Genomic DNA, 21,594 nt, shown 5'->3' on the forward strand with positions numbered 1-21,594 from the left:
CCCGCCCGGGTCTTCGCAGGCAAGAAAGGGCAAGGTTGCATGGGTTGGACAAGATGGAACACGACATGGACGCCCTGGTGATCGGGGCCGGCCCCGCCGGGCTGATGGCGGCGGAGGAGCTGGCGCGGGCCGGGCGACGCGTGGTGATCTGCGAGGCCAGACCCAGCCCCGCGCGCAAATTCCTGATGGCGGGGAAATCCGGGCTGAACCTGACCAAGGACGAGCCGCTGGCCGCGTTCACCGCGCATTACAGCCCGCCCGACTGGCTGGCGCCGATGCTTGCCGCGTTCGGGCCGGACGAGGTGATGGAGTTCGCCCGCGGCCTTGGCCAGGAGGTGTTTACCGGCTCATCCGGCCGGGTGTTTCCGGTGGTGATGAAAGGATCGCCATTGCTGCGCGCATGGCTTGCACGGCTGGCATCCCTCGGGGCAGAGCTGAGCACCCGCTGGCGCTGGAGCGGGTTTGAGGGGGCCGCCTTTCGCTTTGACACATCAGGGGGCTGCCAGCTGCTGAGGCCCCGGGTGACGGTGCTGGCTTTGGGCGGCGCGAGCTGGGCGCGGCTTGGGTCTGACGGCGCATGGACGCCCTGGCTGGCTGGCCGGGGTGTAGAGATTGCGCCCTGGCAGCCCGCGAATATGGGGCTTTCGGTCGCCTGGTCGGCCCATATGGAAAGTCATTTCGGGCAGCCGGTCAAAGGCGTGACACTGAGCGCCGGAGACCTGACCAGCCGGGGCGAATTCGTGGTCTCGGCGCGGGGCCTCGAAGGCGGCGGTCTCTATGCGCTGTCGCGCCCCTTGCGGGACGGCGCAGATCTTGTGCTGGACCTGCTGCCCGCGCTGTCAGAGGCTGAGATTGCGGCGCGGCTGGCAAAGATGCGGGCCGGCGAAACCCTGGTGAACCGGTTGCGCAAGCTGGGCCTTGCGCCGGTACTGGTGGCACTGGTGATGGAATTCGCGCGCGGGGCGCCGCTTGCCGCGCTGAAACGGCTGGTGATCCGCCATGACGGCCCGCGCCCGCTGGATGAGGCGATCTCGGTCGCGGGCGGCATCACACGATCCGCGTTGAGCCCGGATCTGGAACTGACCGCCCTGCCCGGCATCTTTGCCTGTGGCGAGATGCTGGACTGGGAGGCGCCGACCGGGGGCTATCTGCTGACCGGCTGTCTGGCGAGCGGCAGATGGGCCGGGCGGGCTGCGTCTCAGTTCGACGGCCGATAGCGGGCCAGCGCGACCTCATTCGCGAAATCATTGATCTCGCTCGCCCTGACCTCCGCAATGCAGGATGCGGAGGACAGAGAAACAAACCGGTCAGAGGGCCTCAATCTGTGATTGTGCGGCGCTTTGCGGACACAATTCCGTGATCTGCCCCAAAGGGCAGACCAGACTGTCAGCGCGACAGGCCGCCCGGCAGGTTCGGCAGGTCAAGCGCGCCAAAGCCGTAATGTTTCAGCCAGCGCAGGTCGGATTCAAAGAAGGCGCGCAGGTCGGGGATGCCGTATTTCAGCATCGCGATGCGGTCGATTCCCATGCCGAAGGCAAAGCCCTGCCATTTATCGGGGTCAATACCACCTGCCGCCAGCACTTTCGGGTGCATCATGCCGGAGCCGAGAATCTCCATCCATTTGTCGCCCTCGCCGATGCGGAGCTGACCGCCGACATTGGAATAGCGGATATCGACTTCGGCCGAAGGCTCGGTGAAGGGGAAATGCGAGGCGCGGAACCGCAGTTCCACCTTGTCCACCTCGAAAAAGGCGCGGCAGAATTCCTCGAGCACCCATTTCAGGTTGGCCATCGAGATGTCACGGTCGATGGCCATGCCCTCGACCTGGTGGAACATCGGCGTATGGGTCTGGTCCATATCCATGCGGTAGACGCGGCCCGGAGCGATGACGCGGATCGGCGCGCCCTGGTCAAGTGCTGCCCGGATCTGCACGGGGCTGGTATGGGTGCGCAGCACATGCGGCGGGCGGTTGTCGCCTTCCGCGCGGTGCATGAAGAACGTGTCATGCTCCTGGCGCGCGGGGTGCTCCGGCGGGATGTTCAGCGCATCAAAATTATACCAGTCGCTTTCGACCTGCGGGCCTTCGGCGACCGAGAATCCCATATCGGCGAAAATCGCGGTCAGCTCGTCCATGACCTGGGAGACCGGGTGGATGGTGCCCTGACGGCGCGGGCGGCCCGGCAGCGTGACGTCAAGCCATTCGGATTTCAGCCGCTCATCCAGCGCCGCATCGGACAGCGCGGATTTGCGGGCGCGAAGGGCGGTGTCGATCTCGGTCTTCAGCTCGTTCAGATGCGCGCCGGCGGCCTTGCGTTCCTCCGGGTCCATCTTGCCAAGACCCGCCATCAGCGCGGAAATCTCGCCCTTCTTGCCAAGCGCGGCAAGGCGCACCTCTTCCAGTGCGGCCTCGTCGGCGGCACCGGCCACGGCTCCGATATATTTGCCACGGATGTCGGTCAGATCCATCGGAGCCCCCGGGTTGAGATAAGGCTGAATTGCGGCTCTGGGACTAGCCGGGCGGGGCCGCGATTGCAAGGGTCGCAGGGGCCGGGATTTGACGCCCAAAAGGTGTTGCGACGCGCTCAGTCACCATAGGGTGGCGGCAGTTCGGAGGACGGGCAGAAGCTGTAGTCCAGATCCATCAGCCCGTCGAAGATATGAAACGCCTGCTGGTCGCGGATCTCGATCACGCCTTCATTCAGGCTTTCAAGGCCGGTCTCCGCCTCGGCGCAGGTCACGGCATAGCTGTAGCGTGCATCGCCCTCAGAGGTGAGGCCTTCGAAACTGCACATCCCATAGCGATTGTTGAAACCGCCCGCATGAAGGTAGATCAGCGTCGCGTCATTGCCGCTGCCACATTCTTCTCCGGCCTCGACATAATAGCCCTCCTGCAGCGGCAGCCCCTCCGCAGCCAGGGCAGGGATAGCCAGAAGCGGGCCGAGCAATGCGGCGGCGATGGCTGGGACAAAGCGGTGAGTCATCTGTTCTTCCTTCGAAAACTGTCGCTCCATCCCTGGCTATGGAAGGGTACAAAGACAAATGACATTGCCCGTCATGGAGCATCAGCGGCAGGAAACGGCGCAAAAGAAAACCCGCGCAAAAGCGCGGGTTTCCGGATCGTTTCGCGTGTCGTCAGGCCGGATCAGGCCAGAGCAGCGCGGGCCTTGTCGGCGATGGCGTTGAACGCCTCCGGCTCATGCACGGCGAGATCGGCGAGGACTTTGCGGTCCACTTCGATACCGGCTTTCGCGAGTCCGTCGATCAGGCGCGAATAGGTGAAGGCCGGGTCGAACAGGCGGACAGCAGCGTTGATACGCTGGATCCAGAGCGCGCGGAACTGCCGCTTGCGGACCTTACGGTCGCGGGTGGCGTATTGCTGCGCCTTGTCAACGGCTTGCGTTGCAGTGCGGAAATTCGTCGAACGGGCGGCGTAGTAGCCCGAAGCCGCCTTGATCACCTTGCGGTGGCGGGCGTGGGTCACCTTACCGGATTTAACGCGGGACATCTGTGTCTCTCCTTACCGGTTATAGGGCATGTATTTTTTGACGATCTTCGCGTCCGAATCGTCCAGGATCATGGTCCCGGTCGCCTGACGGATGAAGGTCGTCGAACGTTTGATCATGCCGTGGCGCTTACCGGCCACACCGGCCTTCACGCGCCCCGAGGCGGTGAAGGAGAACCGCTTTTTAGCAGCGGATTTCGTCTTCATTTTGGGCATTTTACACTCCAGTGTTTTCACGCGCGACGCGGCATGCCACTTCCGCCGGTCTCGCGGTTCTTCCGAAGCCGTCCCTATAGGGGGTTCCGTCTCACGGGGCAAGGGCCAATCGGCCCCGCCCGTCAGGGCATATGCCCCTCGCCTGTCAGGGCAAATAGCGGGCGGCAACGCTGAGCATGACGCCGGGAATATCCGCCGGCCGGTAGCCGCCGGGCTTTTGTGTCCAGGCCACAATCAAAAGCGCCGCCGAAAGGACCACCATAAGTGTTCCCATCCGCGGCGCCCTTCCGTCGACCCAGCCTGCAAGCATCGTGGGGATGGTAAGAACCGCGATCACGATTCCCACCGTCAGCAACAGATCCGAATCCACGTTGCCCCCGCCCGAAAGCCTTTGTTCGGGTTCAGGTTAGCCGGGATCGACGCGCGAAATCAATCTTTCATCACAGGGCGCAACCCGCAGAATATTGGTCGAACCGGGCACGTTGAACGGCACGCCCGCCGTGACCACGATCTGATCTTTCTCATCGGCGAAGCCAGCCGAGCGCGCGGCGCGGATCGCGGAAAGAACCGCACCTTTGAAGCGCTCCTGCTCCGGTACGATCACGCAATGCACCCCCCAGGTCAGCGCAAGACGGCGCGCGGTCGAGACCAGCGGCGTCAGCGCGATGACCGGCACATGCGGCCGTTCGCGCGCCACAAGACCTACGGTCTGGCCGGACTGGCTGAAACAGGTGATGGCCTTGATGTCGGTCGCCTCGGCGATTTCACGCGCTGCGGCAACGATGCCATCGGCCACGGTCTCACGCTTCACCACACGGCTCGCGTCGATGATGTTGAGATAGGTCGGATCAGCCTCGACCGAACGCGCCACATTGTCCATCGTGGCGACGGCCTCGATGGGGAACTTGCCGGCAGCCGATTCCGCCGAGAGCATCACCGCGTCGGCGCCCTCATAGATCGCGGTCGCCACATCCGAAACTTCGGCGCGGGTCGGCATCGGGTTCTCGATCATCGATTCGAGCATCTGGGTCGCGACGATCACCGGCTTGGCCGCCGCGCGAGCCTTGCGGACAAGGCGCTTCTGGATCGGCGGCACCGAATAGACCGGCAGTTCGACGCCAAGATCGCCGCGCGCCACCATGATCCCGTCAGAAACCGCGAGGATTTCCTCATAGGCCTTCACCGCAGCCGGCTTTTCGATCTTCGACAGGATCGCGGCGCGGCCTTTGGCAAGGGCACGGGCTTCAAGCACGTCTTCGGCGCGCTGCACGAAGGAAAGCGCCAGCCAGTCGACACCCAGCTCGCAGACGAATTCCAGATCCTTGCGGTCTTTTTCGGACAGAGCCGCCAGCGGCAGCACCACATCCGGCACGTTCACGCCTTTGCGGTTCGAAATCACGCCGCCGACCTCGACCACGCAATCGGCGAAATCCTTGCCGCATTCGGCGACTTTCAGGCGGATCTTGCCGTCATTGACCAGCAGTGACGCGCCTGGTTCCAGGGCTGCAAAAATCTCGGGATGCGGCAGCTGCACACGGGTCGCATCGCCCGGCGCCGCATCAAGATCGAGGCGGAATTTCGCGCCATCGGCGAGGTCATAGCCGCCATCCGTGGCAAATGCGCCAACCCGCAGCTTCGGCCCCTGAAGATCGGCCAGAATGCCGATCGGGCGGCCAAGATCATGTTCGACCTGGCGGATGATGATATGACGTTCACGGATGTCGTCATGGGTGCCATGGCTCATATTCAGGCGGAACACATCGGCTCCGGCGGTGAACAGCTGGCAGATCATGTCATAAGTGCTGGAAGCAGGGCCCAGCGTTGCCACAATCTTCACGTTACGGTGACGGCGCATATGCCATCCTCCTGTCTCGGGTTTCGCGTTACGATGTGGGCCAACCGCGTTATGGCGCAGAATGTTAGCGCCCGCAACAGAACGATTTGTGACGCGGGCCCTTTCCTTCCCCTGGCGTTCGACCGGCGCGCGGGGTTAGGGTAGCCCGGTGAAACATCTGGCAGATTAACAGGCGGGATCAGCAGACCAATGCAGCATGAGGCGTTCCGGATCGAGGGCGAGGGCCGCCCCGGCCCCTGGCTGGTGACCTGTGACCATGCGACAAACCGGGTGCCGGAGTGGGTCGCGGGCGGCAGTCTCGGCCTTCCTGCCGCTGACATGGCGCGCCATATCGCCTTTGACCCCGGCGCACTTGGCCTGTCGCGCGCTCTGGGCGCGGCATTGGACAGCCCGGTGATTTACTCGGATTTCTCGCGGCTGGTGATCGACCCGAACCGGGGCGAGGATGATCCGACGCTGGTGATGCGGCTTTATGACGGATCGGTCGTTCCCGCGAACCGCCGTATCGGACAGGACGGGATCACCGAACGGCTCGACCGGCTTTACCGCCCCTATCACGGCGCGCTGGAGCGGCTGGCGGCGGCGCCCTCACCCTCCGGTCCGCGCGCGATCGTCGCGATCCATTCCTTCACACCCTGCCTGCGCGGGCGCCCGCCCCGGCCCTGGCATATCGGCGTGCTACATTCCCATCTCGACAGCCGGCTCTCGTCCGCGCTGCTGGCAGAGCTGGCCTTTGAGACCGATCTCTGCATTGGTGACAACGAACCCTATTCCGGCCATCTGCCCGGAGATTCCATCGACCGCCACGCGCTTGACCACGGGCGCCACAATACTTTGATCGAATTGCGCAACGACCTGATCGAAACGCAGTCGCAACAGGCGGCATGGGCCGCAAGGCTCGCCCCGATCCTGTCCCGCGCCCTGACCCGCACCCAAACGGAGACCAGCCATGTCTGACACCCCGACCTTCGACGACCAGACCCGGACAGAGCTGGAGGCCGCCACTTTCCGCGCCCTGATGCATCACCTGCTCGACGCGAGGCCCGATGTGCAGAATATCGACCTGATGACGCTGGCAGGATTTTGCCGCAACTGCCTGAGCCGCTGGTATCAGGATGCCGCCGCTGAAAAGGGCATCACCCTGACAAAAGATGCAGCGCGCGAACAGGTTTACGGGATGCCCTATGCCGATTGGGTGGCCGCGAATCAGACAGAAGCCGGGCCAGAGAAGCAGGCCGCCTTCCGCGACGCCTTTGCGCAGAACGTCGCCGGCAAGAGCTGAGCTTCGCCCCCGCCGGCGTTGCAACAATCGCACTCTGGGCGGGCTGCCGTTTCCATTCAAAGAACAGTCAGACAACCATTAGCTGATCCGCTTGACTTGCGGTAACGCTCTGCGCATCGCTTTTCAAATTATGTCATTTTTTGGGCAGTGGGGGCTGTTGTTATGGAATTGCTGTTTCTTCTTCCGGTTCTTTTGGTTGGCGGGATCATTGTCGCGCTGGATGACAATGACGATGATGATCGCGACGCGCCGGAACATCCGCATGTCCAGGAGGGTACCGAAGGGAATGATACCCTGACCGGCAGCGGCGAAAATGACATCCTGCGCGGCCATGGCGGCATGGATTTGCTTTATGGTGGTGGCGGCGCTGACCGGCTTGAGGGCGGCGAGGACGATGACACGCTATATGGCGGCACCGGCAATGACACATTGCTGGGCGGGGACGGCAATGACCGGCTGTTCGGCGAGCTTGGCGACGACATCATCTATGGTGGCGAGGGCGATGATTACGCCGAAATCCTGGCCGGAGGAGGCAATGATCACTTCTTTGGCGGCGCGGGCAGCGATACGCTGAACGCCTCGCAGTCGGATGGGGATATCTTTGCCCGTGGCGGCGCCGGGCGCGACATCATGCATACCGGCAGCGGCGACGACACGCTTTACGGCGATGCCGGCAATGATGCGCTGCGCTCGCTGGCCGGATCAGATGTCTTCTATGGCGGCGTGGGCAATGACTATATCCGCTCGGTCGATCTGAACCCGGATTTCATCGGCAATGACCAGCTTTTCGGCGGTGACGGCAATGACCGGCTGACCGCTGATGGCGGCGACACGCTGACCGGCGGCGCGGGCCGGGATATCTTTGAGCTTGATCATCGCGGGCTGGGTGAAGGCGTGATGACCGTGACCGATTACGATCCTGCCGAAGACCAGCTGCATATCCATGTTCTGGCAGGGCCGGAACTGCCGGAAGTCTCGCTGCGCGCCAGCGATTCGGGCACCGGCACAATCGTGACCGTGAACGGCGTGGATGAAGTGCTGCTGGAAAACATCGCACCTGCTGATGTGAACAGCGATGATTTCTACATAACCCGTCACGACATGCCGGTTCCGGTCGCGGGTCAGGGCCCGATTGGTGCCGGTGCGCCACTGATTGCGGTCAACTGACCATCAGATCATCAGGCTCCGGCATATCAAAGGGCCGCCCCGTCACCAGGGCGGCCCTTTTCAGTACAGCGTTTTTCCGGCGCGCTGCAGTCCCTCAGACCGCCGCCCTGTTCATCTCATCGAGATAGATCTCACGCATCCGCGCCGCGACCTTGCCGGGCTTGCCCCCGCCGATCGCCGCGCCATCGAGCTCGACCACGGGCATCACAAAGGCCGAAGCTGAGGTGATGAAAGCCTCATCCGCCGCCTGCGCCTCTTCGACGGTGAAGAGCCGCTCTTCGATCTCGAACTGCGCTTCTTTGGCGAACCGCAGCACCGCCGCGCGGGTGATCCCATGCAGGATATCCGAGGAAAGCGGCCGGGTGATGATCTTATTCCCCTTGACGATATAGGCGTTGTTCGAGGTGCCCTCGGTCACATGACCATCCTCGGTGAACCAGGCATCATCGACACCGGCTTTCTTCGCCATCATCTTGCCCATCGACGGGTACAAAAGCTGCACCGTCTTGATGTCGCGCCGGCCCCAGCGGATATCGGGGATCGAAATAACCTTCAGCCCGGTTTTCGCCTGCGGGTTGTCGGCAAGGCCCGTCTTCGACTGGGTAAACAGCACCACGGTCGGCGCCACCCCCGGCCCCCATGCAAAATCGCGATCCCCGGGATTGCCGCGCGTGACCTGCAGGTAAACCATCCCTTCGGTGATGTTATTGACGCGCACCAGCTCGCGATGCACCGCCAGCCAGTCATCGGCAGACAGCGGATTGTCCATCTCCAGCTCGTCCAGCGAACGCTGGAGCCGCGCAATATGGCCGCCGAAATCGATCAGCTTGCCGCCCAGCACCGAGGTCACCTCGTAAACCCCGTCCGCCATCAGGAAACCACGGTCGAAAATGGAAACCGTGGCCTCGGTTTCGGGCAGATACTGGCCATTCACATAGACGGTGCGGGTCATGAGACTATCCCCAGAGTTGGCGTTCGGGCGGATGAAGCTGCGACAGATCGTAACGCAGCGGGTGGGGCCGGTCTTCTGCCAGCAAAAGCGGCCCGTCAAGGTCTACATAGCCCGCGCCCTGCGCCAGCAGAACCGCAGGCGCCATCGCAAGCGAGGATCCGACCATACACCCAACCATGATACCAAAGCCCTGCGCCTGCGCCGCTTCGCGCAAAGCCAGCGCCTCGGTCAGCCCGCCGGTCTTGTCGAGCTTGATATTGATCACATCATAGCGGCCTCGCAGCGCGGCGAGGCTTTCGCGGTCATGACAGCTTTCATCGGCACAGACCGGCAGCGGGCGCGCCATTTCTGCCAGCGCCTCATCCTGCCCCGCCGGAAGCGGCTGTTCGACCAGCACCACCCCCATCTCCACCAGACGCGGCGCGAGGTCCTTATAAACCTCCGGCGTCCAGCCCTCATTCGCGTCGATGATCAGCCGCGCTTTAGGCGCACCACGCCGCACCGCCTCAAGCCGGGGCATGTCATCGGGCGTGCCGAGCTTGATTTTCAGGACCGGCCGGTCTGATGCCGCCCGTGCCGCCGCCTCCATCGCGGCAGGCTCGCCAAGCGAGAGGGTGAAAGCCGTCGTCACCGGCGCGGGCGCCGCAAGCCCGGCCAGGTCCCATGCCCGGCGGCCTGAGATCTTCGCCTCCAGATCCCAGAGCGCGCAGTCAACCGCATTCCGCGCCGCTCCCGCAGGCAGCGCCGTTTGCAGCCCGGTCCGTGTGATCCCCCGCGTAAGGCCAGCAATCTCAGCCAGCACCGAGTCGAGGCTTTCGCCATAGCGTGCATAGGGCACGCATTCGCCATGCCCGGTCATGCCACTGCGCGCCACCTGCACCGTTACCACCTGCGCCTCGGTTTTCGAGCCACGGCTGATGGTGAAAACCTGCGCGAGGCGAAAACGGGCAGTTGTGGCAGTTATCATCGGGAGGTCTCCTGTTCCCGCGCCAGTTTCCGCGCGTCCGGGGTGAGGGCAAGCGAAAACAGCGCCGCTTTGCGGCATGGATTTTCTGCGCACGCAAATTCCTCTTGCAAGCGCAAAAGCAACAATCTAACCAAATCACCAACAGTATAGAAATATGATTACCAAAGGATGCGCTCATGAGCTTTCGCCTCCAGCCCCCTGCCCCTGCCCGCCCCAATCGCTGCCAGCTGTTTGGCCCGGGCTCACGGCCGGCGCTGTTTGAAAAGATGGCGGCCTCGGCGGCGGATGTGATCAACCTTGACCTGGAAGATTCCGTGGCGCCCCAGGACAAGGATCAGGCGCGGCAGAATATCATCGAGGCCGTGAATAGCATCGACTGGGGAAAAAAGACGCTCTCGGTCAGAATCAACGGGCTGGACACCCCCTGGTGGTATCGCGACGTGGTCGACCTGCTGGAACAAGCCGGTGAGCGGCTTGATCAGATCATGATCCCCAAAGTCGGTTGCGCCGCCGATGTCTATGCCGTGGACGCGCTGGTCACAGCCATTGAGCGCGCAAAGGGCCGCACCAGACCGATCAGCTTTGAGGTCATCATCGAAACTGCCGCCGGCATCGCCCATGTCGAAGAAATCGCCGCCTCCAGCCCCCGCCTGCAGGCCGTGAGCCTCGGCGCCGCCGATTTCGCGGCCTCGATGGGGATGCAGACCACCGGCATCGGCGGCACCCAGGAAAACTATTACATGCACCGGGAAGGCCAGAAATACTGGTCCGACCCCTGGCACTGGGCCCAGGCCGCCATCGTCGCCGCCTGCCGCACCCATGGCGTGCTGCCGGTCGACGGCCCCTTCGGCGACTTCTCGGATGATGAGGGCTTCCGCGCCCAGGCTCTGCGTTCGGCCACTCTGGGCATGGTCGGAAAATGGGCAATCCACCCAAAACAGGTGGCGCTGGCCAATGAGGTCTTCACCCCGTCGGAAAGCGCCGTAACCGAGGCCCGGGAGATCCTCAGCGCGATGGAGGCGGCCAAAGCCGCAGGCCAGGGTGCCGCCACATACAAGGGCCGGCTGATCGACATCGCCTCGATGCGCCAGGCCGAAGTGATCGTCCGCCAGGCCGAGATCATTGCCGGGCGGTGAAGAGAATCCGTTGACACACTGCTTTTACAATGTGCAACATCGTCGCAACCAGGCCCGCCCCTGAGGCGGATTTGAAAAGGACACCCGCGCCGCGACCACAGGGAGAGGAGGCCCTGCGCGGCAAATGGGAGGAAGCACACCCCGTGGCGAAAGCTGCGGGGTGCTGCCATTTCCGGTGCCCAGTTTTGGCGCCCCGTTTTGGCGCCACGCCTCTGGCAGGCTGCGGAAGCCTCCGGCGGGGATATTTAAGGACAGATGAAATCGGCATGCTCTCTTCGGCTTTTCATCTGTCCTTAAATATCCCGGGGGTGAGCGGCACAGCCGCGAGGGGGCTGGCCCCCTCTGCTTCTCTGCCTGCCACGTGCGGCGTCAGTTGCACTTTGCGCCCGCCCCCTCCATATAGGAGGCGATCAGAATAAGGGTCCAGCGCATGATCTATCTCGATTTCGAAAAGCCCCTGGCCGAGATCGAAGGCAAAGCCGAGGAATTGAGGGCGCTTGCCCGTAAGGATTCGGCGATGGATGTCACGCGGGAAGCCGAAGCGCTTGACCGCAAGGCCGAGACCGCTTTGCGCGATCTCTACAAGAATCTCTCTGCCTGGCAAAAATGCCAGGTGGCGCGTCACCCGGACCGGCCGCATTGCCAGTCCTATATCGACGCGCTCTTTACCGAATATACGCCGCTTGCCGGTGATCGGGCCTTTGCCGATGACCATGCGGTCATGGGTGGCATCGCCCGGTTCAATGATCGCCCGGTCATGGTGATCGGCCATGAAAAGGGCCATGATACCAAAACCCGGATCGAACATAATTTCGGCATGGCCCGCCCCGAAGGCTATCGCAAGGCGATCCGGCTGATGGATCTTGCCGACCGCTTCGGCCTGCCGGTGATCACGCTCGTCGACACGCCCGGCGCCTATCCGGGCAAGGGCGCGGAAGAGCGCGGCCAGTCTGAGGCCATTGCGCGCTCGACCGAGAAATGCCTGTCGCTCGGCGTACCGCTGATCTCGGTGATCATCGGCGAGGGTGGCTCGGGCGGTGCGGTGGCCTTTGCGACCGCTAATCGCGTCGCGATGCTTGAGCATTCGGTCTATTCGGTCATCTCGCCGGAAGGCTGCGCCTCGATCCTGTGGAAGGATGCCGAGAAGATGCGCGAAGCGGCCGAGGCGCTGCGCCTGACCGCCCAGGATCTGCAAAAGCTCGGGATTGCGGACCGCATCATCAAAGAGCCGGTCGGCGGTGCGCAGCGCGCGCCTTCGGAGGCGGTCGATGCTGTAGGCAAGGCGATTGCCGTGATGCTGGCAGAACTGACCGACAAGAAACCGGCAGCCCTGCGCAAAGACCGCCGGCAGAAATTCCTCGACATGGGATCGCGCGGGCTGGCGGCCTGATCGCTGGCGCTGCGGCGCCCCTTGACGACAAAACAGCACCTGCTGATCAGTAGCACCCTGGTCGACCGGCTTTGCCAGCGACCAAGTTTTGCCACATCTGACCCATATTAAGACCTCACTCTTCCGGCAGCTTCGATCAGAACGCATTGGAGGGGTCTGATCGTGCCTGTTACGAATCTCATTGTTAACGGAAGTTTCGATCAGGGCAGCACGGGCTGGTCCGGCACCGATCTGGAAACCAGCTATGACGAGGGCACCTATCTCGGGAATGGGTCGCCGAATCGTGTTGCCGAAATGGATGGCGCCAGCAACAAGATCACCGTGATGTATCAGGTGGTCCATATCGACCATGCCGGTTCGGTTCCGCTGGAATTCCGCACAGCGCTGCGCCAGGGGCAGCCGCTCGCCAATAAAGAAGGCTTCCGCGTCGACATCATAGACTCGAACGGCAAGGTCATCTTTACCAAGTCGATCTATCCTCAGGGGCAGACCTGGGAACATCACAGCCTCGCCATCGACTTCCCGAGCGCCGGCGATTACCGCGTCAGCTTTACCGAGCTGGGGGTGAACAACAGCTATGGCGCGATCATTGATGATATCTCGATGCTGGTCTGCTTTGTGGCCGGCACGCTGATCGAGACGCCCGATGGCCAACGCCCGGTCGAGGATCTCCGCCCCGGCGATCTGGTCTTCAATGCCGAGGGCGAGGCTCTGCCGGTGATCTGGACGGGCGCGCGCCGGGTCCCGATGGAAGACCAGATTATCGATGAAAGCCTGCGTCCGGTCGTGTTCGAGCCCGGCTCGCTTGGCAAGGGCCTGCCTGCGCGGCGCCTCGCGGTTTCCCCGCAGCACCGGATGCTGGTCTCGGGCTGGAAGGCCGAGCTCTGGTTCGCGGAATCGGAAGTGCTGGTGCCGGCGATCTCACTGGTGAATGGCGATACCATCCGCCAGGCCACAGCTGATGAGGATGTGACCTATGTGCATTTCCTCTTTGAGGGTCATGAGATCGTCCTCGCCGAAGGGTGCCCGAGCGAGAGTTTCCACCCTGGGGACCATTCGCTGAATGGGCTGGACCGCGACGCGCGCAACGAAGTCCTCGCACTTTTCCCTGAGCTGAATACCACGCCGGTCATCGCCGCGCGTCAGGTCATTCGTCGCAAATTGGCCTCGGTTCTGGTGAACTGACCGGGGGCGCTTGCCGCGTCAGCCCCGCGATGCCGGGGCCGGCGTCAGGATGAAACCGGCCTCGGCCATCAGCCTGTTGGAATTGCTTTCAATCTTGTCCTCGATAAGTGCGAGGAATTCGGGCAAGGGGAGACCCGGCTCGATGCGCGGCAGGAATTCGATCACGGCCAGACCCGGTTTGCGCAGGATGCTGCGCTTTGGCCAGAAGACCCCCACATTGGTTGCCACCGGCACACAGGGCTGATCAAGCTGCTGATAAAGCAAGCCGGATCCGGCTTTATACGGCTTTATCACCCCTGGCGCGACCCGGGTGCCCTGCGGGTAGATCACCAGCTGCCCCGGATCCGTGCGTCCCTTCGCCACATCTGCTTTCATCTTCGCGATCGCGGCGCCGCGCCGGCCCCGATCAACCGGGATACAGCCGATCCTGAGAGCATATTGCCCAAGGAAAGGCGTGTAAATCAGCTCGCGTTTCATGATGAATTTCGGGCGCGGCAAGGTGCCGAAAATCACCAGAATGTCAAAAAAGCTCTGATGTTTTGCGGCGACGATCACCTCATCCTGCGGCACCTCGCCACGGATCTCGGTACGCAGGCCGCAAAGGATCCGAACCGAGGCGATCACCCAGCGGGCGTAGAGATGGCAGGCGGCAAAGGCTCCGTTGCGCGATATCAGCGCCCAGGGTGCGAAGACCACCGCGAACACGGCCAGCATGACATACATCTGGATCACGAAAATCAGCGACAACAGCCAGCGAAACACGATCATCTGAATTCCCTCAGCTTGCGCAGGGCGGCGTAGCGGGTCGAGAAAAAGGCCACGAGCCCGACCAGCGGCGGCAGGATAAAGGGCAACAGCCAGCCCAATCCGGTAAAGCCAAGACCGGTCAGGAAGGCGCCGGCAGTGTCGGCCCCCGGCAGGAACAACATGCCGACGATCCCGGCCACCGCACCGACACAGGCACCGGCAAAGGCCCGCAGCGTGAAACGCCGCACGAAAGCGCGGGCGATATACTGGTCGCGGGCGCCCACCAGCCGCAACACACGTACGACCTGGGCATTGGCCTCCAACGAGGCACTTGCCGCCAGTGTCACCATTGCGGCCATAGCAGTGCCGATCAGCACGATCGACAAGAGGCCCAGCAGCCGCAGCTTCGAGGCAGCCTCGGCCAGCGGACGGCGCCAGCGGGTATGATCATCGAGCACCGCACCGGGCGCCTCGGCGCTGAGCCTCTGGCGCAGACCCTCGGCATCATACCCGGGATCGGCCTCGGTCACTTCGATCAGACGCGGCAGGGGCAGCTCCTCGACCGGCAGTTCGGCGCCGAACCAGGGCTCAAGCAAAGCGCGGTTTTCCGCATCGGTGAGGGCGCGGGCGGCCTCGACCCCCGGCGTCGCGGCCAACAGCGTCAGAATCGCCGCCGTCTGCTGCTCCATCTGCGCGGGTGGCGCCGAAAGGCGGATCGTCGAGGTCCGCGCCAGCGCATCCGACCAGCGCCCGGCCAGCCGGCCCGAAGCCAACGACAGCGCCATCGCGAAAACGCAGAGAAAGGTCATCGCGGCGGCGGTGAACGAGGTCAGCCAGGCGGTGTGACCCGAAGGCGGCACCACACGGTCGGATCGCGCATCCGGCGACATCAGGGCAAGGGCGCGGGCAATCGGTCTGGGCAGTTTCACAGATCCGCCCCCGCCAGCTGAATCCGCCGCTTTGAGATACGCAGCACCCGGGTCGGGATCTGGTTCTTGGCCTGGCGGATCAGGTTCAGATCATGCGTCGCGATCAGGATCGTCTTGCCCATCCGGTTCAGTTCGACCAGCAGCGTCAGCAGCCTGAGCGACATTTCCCAGTCGACATTGCCCGTGGGCTCATCGGCGAGAATGATATCGGGCCCCATGATGATTGCACGTGCCAGGGCCGCGCGTTGCCGTTCGCCCCCGGAAAGCGAGGGCGGCAGTGCATCGGCGAGATGCGACAGTCCGACCCATTTCAACAGCTCGTCCAGATCGCCGCTTTCGCCCCGCCGCCCGGCGACGGTCAGTGGCAATTGCACATTGGCGGCAAGCGGCAGATGGTCGAGAAACTGCACATCCTGATGCACCACCCCGATCCGCCGGCGCAGGTTCGCCACATCGTCACGCGGCAGCGACTTCACCTCGCGGTCAAACAGGGTGACATGGCCGGACGTGGGCAGAAGCTCGGCATAGGCGAGCTTGAGGAATGTCGTCTTGCCCGACCCCGAGGGGCCGGTCAGAAAGTGAAACGACCCCGGCGCCAGCTTCAGCGTCACATCCGACAGAAGCTCGCCACCGCCGTAGTTATAGGCTGCACTTTCAAAGGCAATCACTGCCCGATCCCCCTGCGATGCCTCCGCGACACCCCTGCGATACCATTGCGCGCCCGAGTTTTATGCGCGCTCACTCTGACAAACCATGACTTAATTCGCACGGCTCTCAGGGATTGTTCAAGTCCGGGACACATAGTCTTGGACGATTGCAGGATTATTGTTAGAAGAGAAAAGGGCTTAGCTTGGGGCGGGGTTTTTCATGTTACTGGCATGTCCAAATTGTGACGCCAGATACGATGTGCCGGATAGTGCGATCCCGGAGGCCGGGCGCGACGTTCAGTGCTCGAATTGCGGCCATGCCTGGTTCCAACTGCCGGCTGAGTCGGTCTCAGACGGTCTGGCTGGTGCCTTTGCGGAAGATCGGACGGGTGCTGATTTCGCCGAGACTTCCGGAGGCGAAGGCAATACTGCTGAAAGATCAGCAAAAAAATACGAAGGTGCCGCGGCTTCCAGAGAACCCGACGTCGTCGCGGGCATCGCAGATGTGGCAGAGGCTGAGGCGGCACCCGCGCACAGTGCCGACCTGACTGGCCCCAACATGACTGGCACCGATGCGCTGAAAGCCGCTCTGGCCGGCAAGGCTGCAGCCGCGCCGGTCGCACCCCCGGCCCCTGCAGCGGAGCCGGTACGCCGTGACCTGGACGAGGCCGTGCTGGAAATCCTGCGCGAAGAAGCCGAACGCGAGGCCAGCGCCCGCAAAGCCGAAGCGCAGCGCAATACAAATCGCAGGGCCGAGGCCGATACCGGGCTGCAATCGCAGCCCGAGCTGTCAATACCCGCGCCCACGCCGGAAATGACCGCCCAGCAAAAGCGCCTGGCCATGCTGCGCGGCGAAGATCTCGACGAGCCGGAGCCCGCCCGCCCGACGGCGCGGCGCGATCTCTTGCCCGACGTCGAGGAAATCAATTCCACATTGCAGCCCGATGACAACCGCTTCGATCCCGAAGCCGAGGTGGATTCGCTGCCGGATCTGACCCGGGGCAGTTTCCGCACCGGCTTCCTTCTGGCGATTCTGGTGCTGGTGATCGCAGCGCTGCTCTATGTTTTTTCCGACCGTATCGTCGCGGCGGTACCGGCGCTGGAAGGCGCATTGCAGGCCTATGTTCTCTTTGTCGACAACCTGCGCAACTGGCTCAATTCGCTGATGGATGATGCGACTCAGGCGCTGACAGGCGATCCGCAGACCGGCGGCTGAGGCCCGGGCCCGTCTCCGAAAGGCCAATACCCTGAAAAAAAACCGCGCCGCTGCATCCGGCGCGGTTTTTCTTTTCAGGTTTTCGCCGCTGGACGTCAGAACAGATCAAGCAGGCGCTTGAGATAGTCGAGTTCGGCATCCGGGCGCCCCGCCTCGCCCGAGCGGCGGCGGATCTCGTCCAGGAGTTCCTGCGCGCGCTGATCAGGGTTGTTCTGCACCATATTGCGGTCAGACCCGATCCGCGCCGAATCGCCCGGCTCGCGCCCGAGCGGATCGACCGCATTCGGGTCGACCCGACGGGCGTCGCGCGGCTCCTGGTTGCCGCCTTCGGCCCCGGGTTCGCGTTCCAGATCCGCCAATGCGTCGCCGAAATCGCGCATACCCTGACGCAGCCGCTCCATCGCTTCGGCCTGTTTGTCGAGCGCACCGGCAAGATCACCCTGACGCAGCGCCTCTTCGGCCTCGCGCATCGCGCGTTCGGCCTCGCCCAGCCGCTCGCGCCCTTCTTCGCCCTTTGCCGAACCATCGCCCGGCAGCTTGCCGTTCTGCATCTCATTGAGCTTGTCGCGCAATTCGCGCTGACGATCCGCCAGATCGCCCGGATCGGTGCCCTGCTGACCATTCCGGCCACGCTGCATGTCGCGATAGGCATCATCCGAGAGACCCTGCTGGTCTTTCAGCGTCTCGCCCAGGTCTTTCATCGTGCCCTGGCCCTGGCCTTCACCGCCCTGCCCCTGGCCCTGACCCTGCTGCACCTGGAGGTTTTCCATCAGCTGGCGCAACTCTTCCATCAGCGCCATCGCTTCGGCGGTCTTACCCTCTTTCATCAGCCGCTCGATCTCGTCGAGCATCTGCTGCAGCTGGTCCTGGGTGATGGTCTGGCCGCCCTGCTGGGCCCCCTCGCCATCCTGGCGGTCGCCGTTCTGCTGCGCCTGCTGGCCCAGTTCCTTGAGATATTCGCGCATCGCCTGCTGCATCTCTTTCATCAGCTGGTCGATTTCCTCGGGTGACGCGCTATTGCGCATCGCCTCTTCCAGCCGGTCCTGGGCGCGCTGCAGCCGCTCGAACGCATTCCCCAGGTCACCCTCTTCGAACATGAAGGCGATATCCCAGAGTTCTTTGACCACCTCGTCACGCTGCCCATCGGTCAGCGGCAGGGTCATCGCATCGGCCTGGCGCACCAGCACCCTCAGCCGTTTCGCGGCATTCTGCGAACGCGTCAGTTCCTCGGGCCGGTTGCCAATAGCTTTCAAGAGCTCCAGCGCGCGCGGCAGGTTTTCGCGGTTCCACAGAATATCGCGCCGCATCTCGATCACCGCATTGGCCATCGGATCGAAAAAGCGCTTGCCGGGCAGCGTCACCTCATAGGGCGCGGCGCTGCCCTCGTTCCCGGCAGCATCAAGTGCGGTGAATACCATGCTGACCGGCATATTCGAGAAGACATGTTCCGAAAGATCATCGACCAGCGTCTGGGTGATCTCGGTCCGGTTGCCCTTCATCGGCATCGGCAGGTCGAGCGTGACCGGCGCGAAAGGCTCCGGCTCGATCTCCAGCCCGTAGCGGCGGGTGACTTTCTCGGGTTGCAGGCTGATCGTCACGCGGCCGGCGGTGACACCGTAATCGTCGCTTGCCTTGAATTCCTGTTTGAACCGGCCATCCGCTTCGCGGCCCATCTCGCCCGAAACGGCGATGGTGGGCGCGGTGTCGGGCGTGGCGATGACCTGCCAGTCGCGCCCGCCCGGGCCGCCGATGGCAAGGCGGCCAGACTGGCTGACCACCAGCTCTGTCAGGCCTTTCAGCCCTTCCGGGATCGCGCTCGCGGCCTCGCCTTCCGGGGCGGGGGGCGCAACCCGCGCAATGGTCTGCTCGATCTGCGCATCCGCGCTGTCGCCATAGACGCGGATCTGGATACGGCTGCCAACCGGCACCTCGAATTCGCCCGCCGTGATGTCATTGAGGTAAAGTACCGGCTTGCCGGTATAGGCCGGGGGTCGTGCCCAGCCTTCCCAGACCGGGCCGGAGGGAATCGCCTGGGCGGGGCCGGGACCGATGGCCACAACCTCGGCCGCGCGCCAGAACGATCCGAACAAAGCCGCCATCACCGCTGCCGTCAGTGCGACATAGCGCAAAGACCAGCGGTCGCGCGACGCGAGTTGCAGATCCGGCGGCACCGCACGGGCCGCGCGGGCCTTTTCCGCCATCCGCGCCAGGTGCACCCGCCAGACCGCCGATGATTGCGCATCATCGGCCCCGATCGCCTGGCTGTCCCGCAAAGTCGCAATAGGGCGCCCGGGCAGTGACGCATCAAGCCGGATCAGCGCCTCGTCCGCGGTGGGGCGGCGGAATTTGCGTGCCCCCCAGATCAGCGAGGCCAGCACCAGAAGCGCCACGACCCCCAGCCCGATCTGCACCTGCAAGAGCGTTCCGACCTCATGCAGCCCGAAAGCCGCCGCCGAAAACGCCAGCAAAAGCACGGTCCAGAGCGGCCAGAAGGCGCGTGAAAGACGCTCGACCCACAGCCCTGCCAGCGTCAGGCGACGCGGCCATTTCAGGGCCTGAAGCGCCGCGATGGTCGCGCTGTCACTGCTCGGGGCGGGCTGTCGCGCTGCCATCCGTTCTCCCTTCGCCGCCAGGGCCTTTCGGCCGCGCGGAGGTTACTGATCCTTCATCCACGCGGGCAGTCTATCGCGCGCGAGGATTTCGTCAAAGGTAGGGCGTTCCCGAATGACAGCGAATTGATGCCCATTGACAAGAACTTCGGGAATCAGCGGGCGGGTGTTGTATTCGCTGGCCATCACCGCGCCATAGGCCCCCGCCGACCGGAAGGCGACCAGATCGCCGTCGCTCAGCAGCGGCAGATCGCGCGCTTTCGCGAAAGTGTCGCCGGTCTCGCAGACCGGGCCGACCACATCGAAAGGTTGCGTCGGATCACCGGGCGCACCCTCGGTCACCGGCACAATATCGTGCCAGGCATCATACATCGACGGGCGCACCAGATCATTCATCGCAGCGTCGAGGATCAGGAAATCCCGTCCCTCGCCGTTTTTCACATAGATGACCTCTGAGACCAGGATACCGGAATTGCCGGAAATCAGCCGCCCCGGCTCGATCTCGATCTCGCAGCCGAGATGGCCGAGCTTGCGCCGGATCATCTGGCCATATTCGACCGGCAGAGGCGGCGCCTCGTTCGAGCGCGTGTAAGGAATGCCCAGCCCGCCGCCAAGGTCGAGCCGGGTGATCTCATGCCCGTCAGCACGCAGCACTTCGGTCAGTTCGGCCACCTTGTCGAAAGCGGCCTCGAACGGCGCGAGTTCGGTCAGCTGGCTGCCGATATGCACGTCGATGCCGATGACTTTCAGGCCCGGCAGTTTCGCGGCCTCGGCATAGACCTCGCGGGCGCGGGCGATGGGGATGCCGAATTTGTTCTCGGATTTGCCGGTCGCGATCTTGGCATGGGTTTTCGCGTCGACATCCGGGTTCACGCGAACGGTGATCGGGGCCACCTTGCCCAGTTCGGTCGCGATTTCAGAAATCGCCCGCAGCTCGGGCTCGGATTCCACATTGAACTGGCGGATGCCGCCTTCCAGCGCGGTGCGGATCTCGTCACGGGTCTTGCCAACGCCTGAGAAAACAATGCGTTCGCCCGGCACGCCTGCGGCTTTCGCGCGCAGATATTCGCCTTTTGACACCACATCCATGCCGGCGCCCAGATCGCCCAGCACCTTGAGCACCGCGACATTCGACAACGATTTGATCGCGAAACACACCAGATGCGGCAGCGGTGACAGCGCCTCGGAAAACAGGCTGAAATGGCGGGTCAGGGTCGCGGTGGAATAGACGTAAAACGGCGTGCCGACCCCGGCCGCGATCTCGGGGATCGCCACATCCTCGGCATGAAGAATGCCGCCCTGGTAAAGGAAATGATCCATGCCCTGCCCTTTCGCATCCCGCATCCGCGCCTTGCTATAGCAGAGCGCCGGAAGAGCGCAATTCGGCGATGCCCCGGAGGGGGCGGCTCAGAACCCGGTGCTGAGGCGGATCGGCCCGAATCTTGTGCCGACATATCCGCCGCCGGTACTGGCGCCGACCGTCACCCCCGCCACATTGGCCGAAGCGGACGGAATGACGGTTCCGGTCCGCGACACATGCAGCCCTAACGTCGGGTCATAGACCACCTGACCCTCCGCCAGCGGGTCGCGTCTGGGCGCGCAACCCGCCAGAATGATGCAAAGGATCAGGCCCGCCCGGATCATCTCAGAAACTATGGCTCGCGCCGAGCCTCAGGCTGCCCGAAAAGCTGACCTTTTCTTCAGGATGCTTCGGCTCGCCCGCGACACCGCAGGCGGCCAGAAGAACAGTCACTGCGAGAGACGCAATCAGACGCATCGGAGACTCCCTTTTCC

At 63.5% G+C, this 21,594-nt stretch carries 23 protein-coding genes and 1 pseudogene; 9 read left to right on the forward strand and 15 right to left on the reverse strand.

What is annotated here, in order from left to right; all coding sequences use genetic code 11:
- Nucleotides 1-65: 65 nt before the first annotated feature.
- Nucleotides 66-1,217 carry a TIGR03862 family flavoprotein gene (locus BLW25_RS13355; protein ID WP_092899815.1) on the forward strand — a complete coding sequence of 384 codons (1,152 nt, stop codon included), beginning with the start codon at nucleotides 66-68 and terminating at the stop codon, nucleotides 1,215-1,217.
- A 169-nt stretch (nucleotides 1,218-1,386) separates the two neighbouring features.
- Here BLW25_RS13355 and pheS read toward each other — a convergent pair whose 3' ends face one another.
- From pheS to pyk, 6 genes are all read right to left on the reverse strand, one after another.
- The gene (gene pheS, locus BLW25_RS13360; protein ID WP_092899817.1) at nucleotides 1,387-2,466 is read right to left on the reverse strand and encodes a phenylalanine--tRNA ligase subunit alpha; all 1,080 of its coding nucleotides are present in this window, start codon (nucleotides 2,464-2,466) and stop codon (nucleotides 1,387-1,389) included.
- Between the two features lie 116 nt (nucleotides 2,467-2,582).
- Nucleotides 2,583-2,981: a hypothetical protein gene (locus BLW25_RS13365; RefSeq protein ID WP_092899819.1), complete on the reverse strand. Its 399-nt coding sequence runs from the start codon at nucleotides 2,979-2,981 to the stop codon at nucleotides 2,583-2,585.
- A gap of 161 nt (nucleotides 2,982-3,142) precedes the next feature.
- A complete protein-coding gene (rplT, locus tag BLW25_RS13370) occupies nucleotides 3,143-3,505 on the reverse strand; it encodes a 50S ribosomal protein L20 (RefSeq protein WP_092899821.1) in 363 nt (120 codons plus the stop codon).
- A gap of 12 nt (nucleotides 3,506-3,517) precedes the next feature.
- Nucleotides 3,518-3,718 (reverse strand): 50S ribosomal protein L35, encoded by a 201-nt coding sequence (gene rpmI / locus BLW25_RS13375; RefSeq protein ID WP_092899823.1) that lies wholly within the window; start codon nucleotides 3,716-3,718, stop codon nucleotides 3,518-3,520.
- Between the two features lie 145 nt (nucleotides 3,719-3,863).
- Nucleotides 3,864-4,088 (reverse strand): hypothetical protein, encoded by a 225-nt coding sequence (locus BLW25_RS13380; protein WP_092899825.1) that lies wholly within the window; start codon nucleotides 4,086-4,088, stop codon nucleotides 3,864-3,866.
- A gap of 36 nt (nucleotides 4,089-4,124) precedes the next feature.
- The gene (pyk, locus tag BLW25_RS13385) at nucleotides 4,125-5,573 is read right to left on the reverse strand and encodes a pyruvate kinase (RefSeq protein WP_092899827.1); all 1,449 of its coding nucleotides are present in this window, start codon (nucleotides 5,571-5,573) and stop codon (nucleotides 4,125-4,127) included.
- A 189-nt stretch (nucleotides 5,574-5,762) separates the two neighbouring features.
- Here pyk and BLW25_RS13390 point away from each other — a divergent pair, with 189 nt between their 5' ends.
- The 3 genes from BLW25_RS13390 (at nucleotide 5,763) to BLW25_RS13400 (ending at nucleotide 8,022) form a co-directional block, all read left to right on the forward strand.
- On the forward strand, nucleotides 5,763-6,530 hold the full coding sequence (locus tag BLW25_RS13390) for an N-formylglutamate amidohydrolase (RefSeq protein WP_092899829.1): 768 nt from the start codon (nucleotides 5,763-5,765) through the stop codon (nucleotides 6,528-6,530).
- Nucleotides 6,523-6,855: a DUF1244 domain-containing protein gene (locus tag BLW25_RS13395; RefSeq protein WP_092899831.1), complete on the forward strand. Its 333-nt coding sequence runs from the start codon at nucleotides 6,523-6,525 to the stop codon at nucleotides 6,853-6,855. Before BLW25_RS13390 ends, BLW25_RS13395 begins: the two co-directional genes overlap by 8 nt.
- Before the next feature lie 162 nt (nucleotides 6,856-7,017).
- Entirely contained in the window at nucleotides 7,018-8,022 is a 1,005-nt protein-coding gene (locus BLW25_RS13400) for a calcium-binding protein (protein ID WP_092899833.1), read from the forward strand.
- A 94-nt stretch (nucleotides 8,023-8,116) separates the two neighbouring features.
- Here the strand turns inward: BLW25_RS13400 and BLW25_RS13405 are convergent, their stop codons facing one another.
- Complete coding sequence (locus tag BLW25_RS13405; protein WP_092899835.1) at nucleotides 8,117-8,974, reverse strand: D-amino-acid transaminase; 858 nt, start codon at nucleotides 8,972-8,974, stop codon at nucleotides 8,117-8,119.
- A 4-nt stretch (nucleotides 8,975-8,978) separates the two neighbouring features.
- Nucleotides 8,979-9,941 (reverse strand): N-acetyl-D-Glu racemase DgcA, encoded by a 963-nt coding sequence (gene dgcA / locus BLW25_RS13410; RefSeq protein ID WP_092899837.1) that lies wholly within the window; start codon nucleotides 9,939-9,941, stop codon nucleotides 8,979-8,981.
- Nucleotides 9,942-10,117: 176 nt separating this feature from the next.
- Between dgcA and BLW25_RS13415 the strand changes: the two genes are divergently transcribed.
- From BLW25_RS13415 to BLW25_RS13425, 3 genes are all read left to right on the forward strand, one after another.
- On the forward strand, nucleotides 10,118-11,077 hold the full coding sequence (locus BLW25_RS13415) for an L-malyl-CoA/beta-methylmalyl-CoA lyase (protein ID WP_092899839.1): 960 nt from the start codon (nucleotides 10,118-10,120) through the stop codon (nucleotides 11,075-11,077).
- A gap of 430 nt (nucleotides 11,078-11,507) precedes the next feature.
- Nucleotides 11,508-12,467 carry an acetyl-CoA carboxylase carboxyltransferase subunit alpha gene (locus BLW25_RS13420; protein ID WP_092899841.1) on the forward strand — a complete coding sequence of 320 codons (960 nt, stop codon included), beginning with the start codon at nucleotides 11,508-11,510 and terminating at the stop codon, nucleotides 12,465-12,467.
- 162 nt (nucleotides 12,468-12,629) lie between these two features.
- Nucleotides 12,630-13,652 carry a Hint domain-containing protein gene (locus BLW25_RS13425; RefSeq protein ID WP_092899843.1) on the forward strand — a complete coding sequence of 341 codons (1,023 nt, stop codon included), beginning with the start codon at nucleotides 12,630-12,632 and terminating at the stop codon, nucleotides 13,650-13,652.
- 18 nt (nucleotides 13,653-13,670) lie between these two features.
- Here the strand turns inward: BLW25_RS13425 and BLW25_RS13430 are convergent, their stop codons facing one another.
- Genes BLW25_RS13430 through BLW25_RS13440 form a run of 3 tightly spaced genes read right to left on the reverse strand, consistent with a single transcriptional unit; the run spans nucleotide 13,671 to nucleotide 15,996 of the window.
- On the reverse strand, nucleotides 13,671-14,420 hold the full coding sequence (locus tag BLW25_RS13430; RefSeq protein WP_092899845.1) for a lysophospholipid acyltransferase family protein: 750 nt from the start codon (nucleotides 14,418-14,420) through the stop codon (nucleotides 13,671-13,673).
- Complete coding sequence (locus BLW25_RS13435; RefSeq protein ID WP_092902058.1) at nucleotides 14,417-15,289, reverse strand: cell division protein FtsX; 873 nt, start codon at nucleotides 15,287-15,289, stop codon at nucleotides 14,417-14,419. Before BLW25_RS13435 ends, BLW25_RS13430 begins: the two co-directional genes overlap by 4 nt.
- Before the next feature lie 35 nt (nucleotides 15,290-15,324).
- Nucleotides 15,325-15,996 carry a cell division ATP-binding protein FtsE gene (locus BLW25_RS13440; protein WP_092899847.1) on the reverse strand — a complete coding sequence of 224 codons (672 nt, stop codon included), beginning with the start codon at nucleotides 15,994-15,996 and terminating at the stop codon, nucleotides 15,325-15,327.
- A 199-nt stretch (nucleotides 15,997-16,195) separates the two neighbouring features.
- Here BLW25_RS13440 and BLW25_RS25350 point away from each other — a divergent pair.
- A pseudogene (locus BLW25_RS25350) lies at nucleotides 16,196-16,291 on the forward strand (zinc-ribbon domain-containing protein); the annotation flags it as partial.
- 243 nt (nucleotides 16,292-16,534) lie between these two features.
- Nucleotides 16,535-17,191 carry a hypothetical protein gene (locus BLW25_RS13445; protein WP_253188438.1) on the forward strand — a complete coding sequence of 219 codons (657 nt, stop codon included), beginning with the start codon at nucleotides 16,535-16,537 and terminating at the stop codon, nucleotides 17,189-17,191.
- Nucleotides 17,192-17,286: 95 nt separating this feature from the next.
- On the opposite strand, the gene BLW25_RS13450 is transcribed toward BLW25_RS13445, so the two are convergent.
- From BLW25_RS13450 to BLW25_RS23995, 4 genes are all read right to left on the reverse strand, one after another.
- The gene (locus tag BLW25_RS13450; RefSeq protein WP_092899851.1) at nucleotides 17,287-19,803 is read right to left on the reverse strand and encodes a DUF4175 domain-containing protein; all 2,517 of its coding nucleotides are present in this window, start codon (nucleotides 19,801-19,803) and stop codon (nucleotides 17,287-17,289) included.
- Between the two features lie 42 nt (nucleotides 19,804-19,845).
- On the reverse strand, nucleotides 19,846-21,120 hold the full coding sequence (lysA, locus tag BLW25_RS13455) for a diaminopimelate decarboxylase (RefSeq protein ID WP_092902061.1): 1,275 nt from the start codon (nucleotides 21,118-21,120) through the stop codon (nucleotides 19,846-19,848).
- Nucleotides 21,121-21,207: 87 nt separating this feature from the next.
- Nucleotides 21,208-21,444, reverse strand: coding sequence for a hypothetical protein (locus BLW25_RS13460; protein WP_092899853.1), 237 nt, complete (start codon nucleotides 21,442-21,444; stop codon nucleotides 21,208-21,210).
- A gap of 1 nt (nucleotide 21,445) precedes the next feature.
- Nucleotides 21,446-21,577, reverse strand: a complete 132-nt coding sequence (locus tag BLW25_RS23995) for a porin (protein WP_143040514.1) — start codon at nucleotides 21,575-21,577, stop codon at nucleotides 21,446-21,448.
- Between the last annotated feature and the right edge of the window lie 17 nt (nucleotides 21,578-21,594).

Origin of the sequence: Rhodobacter sp. 24-YEA-8, assembly GCF_900105075.1 — a bacterium.
Lineage (GTDB): Bacteria > Pseudomonadota > Alphaproteobacteria > Rhodobacterales > Rhodobacteraceae > Pseudogemmobacter.

Bases quoted from the DNA above. Each gene is read 5' to 3' on its own strand.
- BLW25_RS13400 (WP_092899833.1), top strand. From the start codon at position 7,018: ATGGAATTGCTGTTTCTTCTTCCGGTTCTTTTGGTTGGCGGGATCATT.
- rpmI (WP_092899823.1), bottom strand. From the start codon at position 3,718: ATGCCCAAAATGAAGACGAAATCCGCTGCTAAAAAGCGGTTCTCCTTC.
- lysA (WP_092902061.1), bottom strand. From the start codon at position 21,120: ATGGATCATTTCCTTTACCAGGGCGGCATTCTTCATGCCGAGGATGTG.
- BLW25_RS13390 (WP_092899829.1), top strand. From the start codon at position 5,763: ATGCAGCATGAGGCGTTCCGGATCGAGGGCGAGGGCCGCCCCGGCCCC.
- BLW25_RS13445 (WP_253188438.1), top strand. From the start codon at position 16,535: ATGACTGGCACCGATGCGCTGAAAGCCGCTCTGGCCGGCAAGGCTGCA.
- BLW25_RS13450 (WP_092899851.1), bottom strand. From the start codon at position 19,803: ATGGCAGCGCGACAGCCCGCCCCGAGCAGTGACAGCGCGACCATCGCG.
- BLW25_RS13355 (WP_092899815.1), top strand. From the start codon at position 66: ATGGACGCCCTGGTGATCGGGGCCGGCCCCGCCGGGCTGATGGCGGCG.
- pheS (WP_092899817.1), bottom strand. From the start codon at position 2,466: ATGGATCTGACCGACATCCGTGGCAAATATATCGGAGCCGTGGCCGGT.
- BLW25_RS13365 (WP_092899819.1), bottom strand. From the start codon at position 2,981: ATGACTCACCGCTTTGTCCCAGCCATCGCCGCCGCATTGCTCGGCCCG.
- rplT (WP_092899821.1), bottom strand. From the start codon at position 3,505: ATGTCCCGCGTTAAATCCGGTAAGGTGACCCACGCCCGCCACCGCAAG.
- BLW25_RS13460 (WP_092899853.1), bottom strand. From the start codon at position 21,444: ATGATCCGGGCGGGCCTGATCCTTTGCATCATTCTGGCGGGTTGCGCG.
- dgcA (WP_092899837.1), bottom strand. From the start codon at position 9,941: ATGATAACTGCCACAACTGCCCGTTTTCGCCTCGCGCAGGTTTTCACC.
- BLW25_RS13435 (WP_092902058.1), bottom strand. From the start codon at position 15,289: ATGTCGCCGGATGCGCGATCCGACCGTGTGGTGCCGCCTTCGGGTCAC.
- BLW25_RS13420 (WP_092899841.1), top strand. From the start codon at position 11,508: ATGATCTATCTCGATTTCGAAAAGCCCCTGGCCGAGATCGAAGGCAAA.
- BLW25_RS13395 (WP_092899831.1), top strand. From the start codon at position 6,523: ATGTCTGACACCCCGACCTTCGACGACCAGACCCGGACAGAGCTGGAG.
- pyk (WP_092899827.1), bottom strand. From the start codon at position 5,573: ATGCGCCGTCACCGTAACGTGAAGATTGTGGCAACGCTGGGCCCTGCT.
- BLW25_RS13430 (WP_092899845.1), bottom strand. From the start codon at position 14,420: ATGATCGTGTTTCGCTGGCTGTTGTCGCTGATTTTCGTGATCCAGATG.
- BLW25_RS13405 (WP_092899835.1), bottom strand. From the start codon at position 8,974: ATGACCCGCACCGTCTATGTGAATGGCCAGTATCTGCCCGAAACCGAG.
- BLW25_RS23995 (WP_143040514.1), bottom strand. From the start codon at position 21,577: ATGCGTCTGATTGCGTCTCTCGCAGTGACTGTTCTTCTGGCCGCCTGC.
- BLW25_RS13415 (WP_092899839.1), top strand. From the start codon at position 10,118: ATGAGCTTTCGCCTCCAGCCCCCTGCCCCTGCCCGCCCCAATCGCTGC.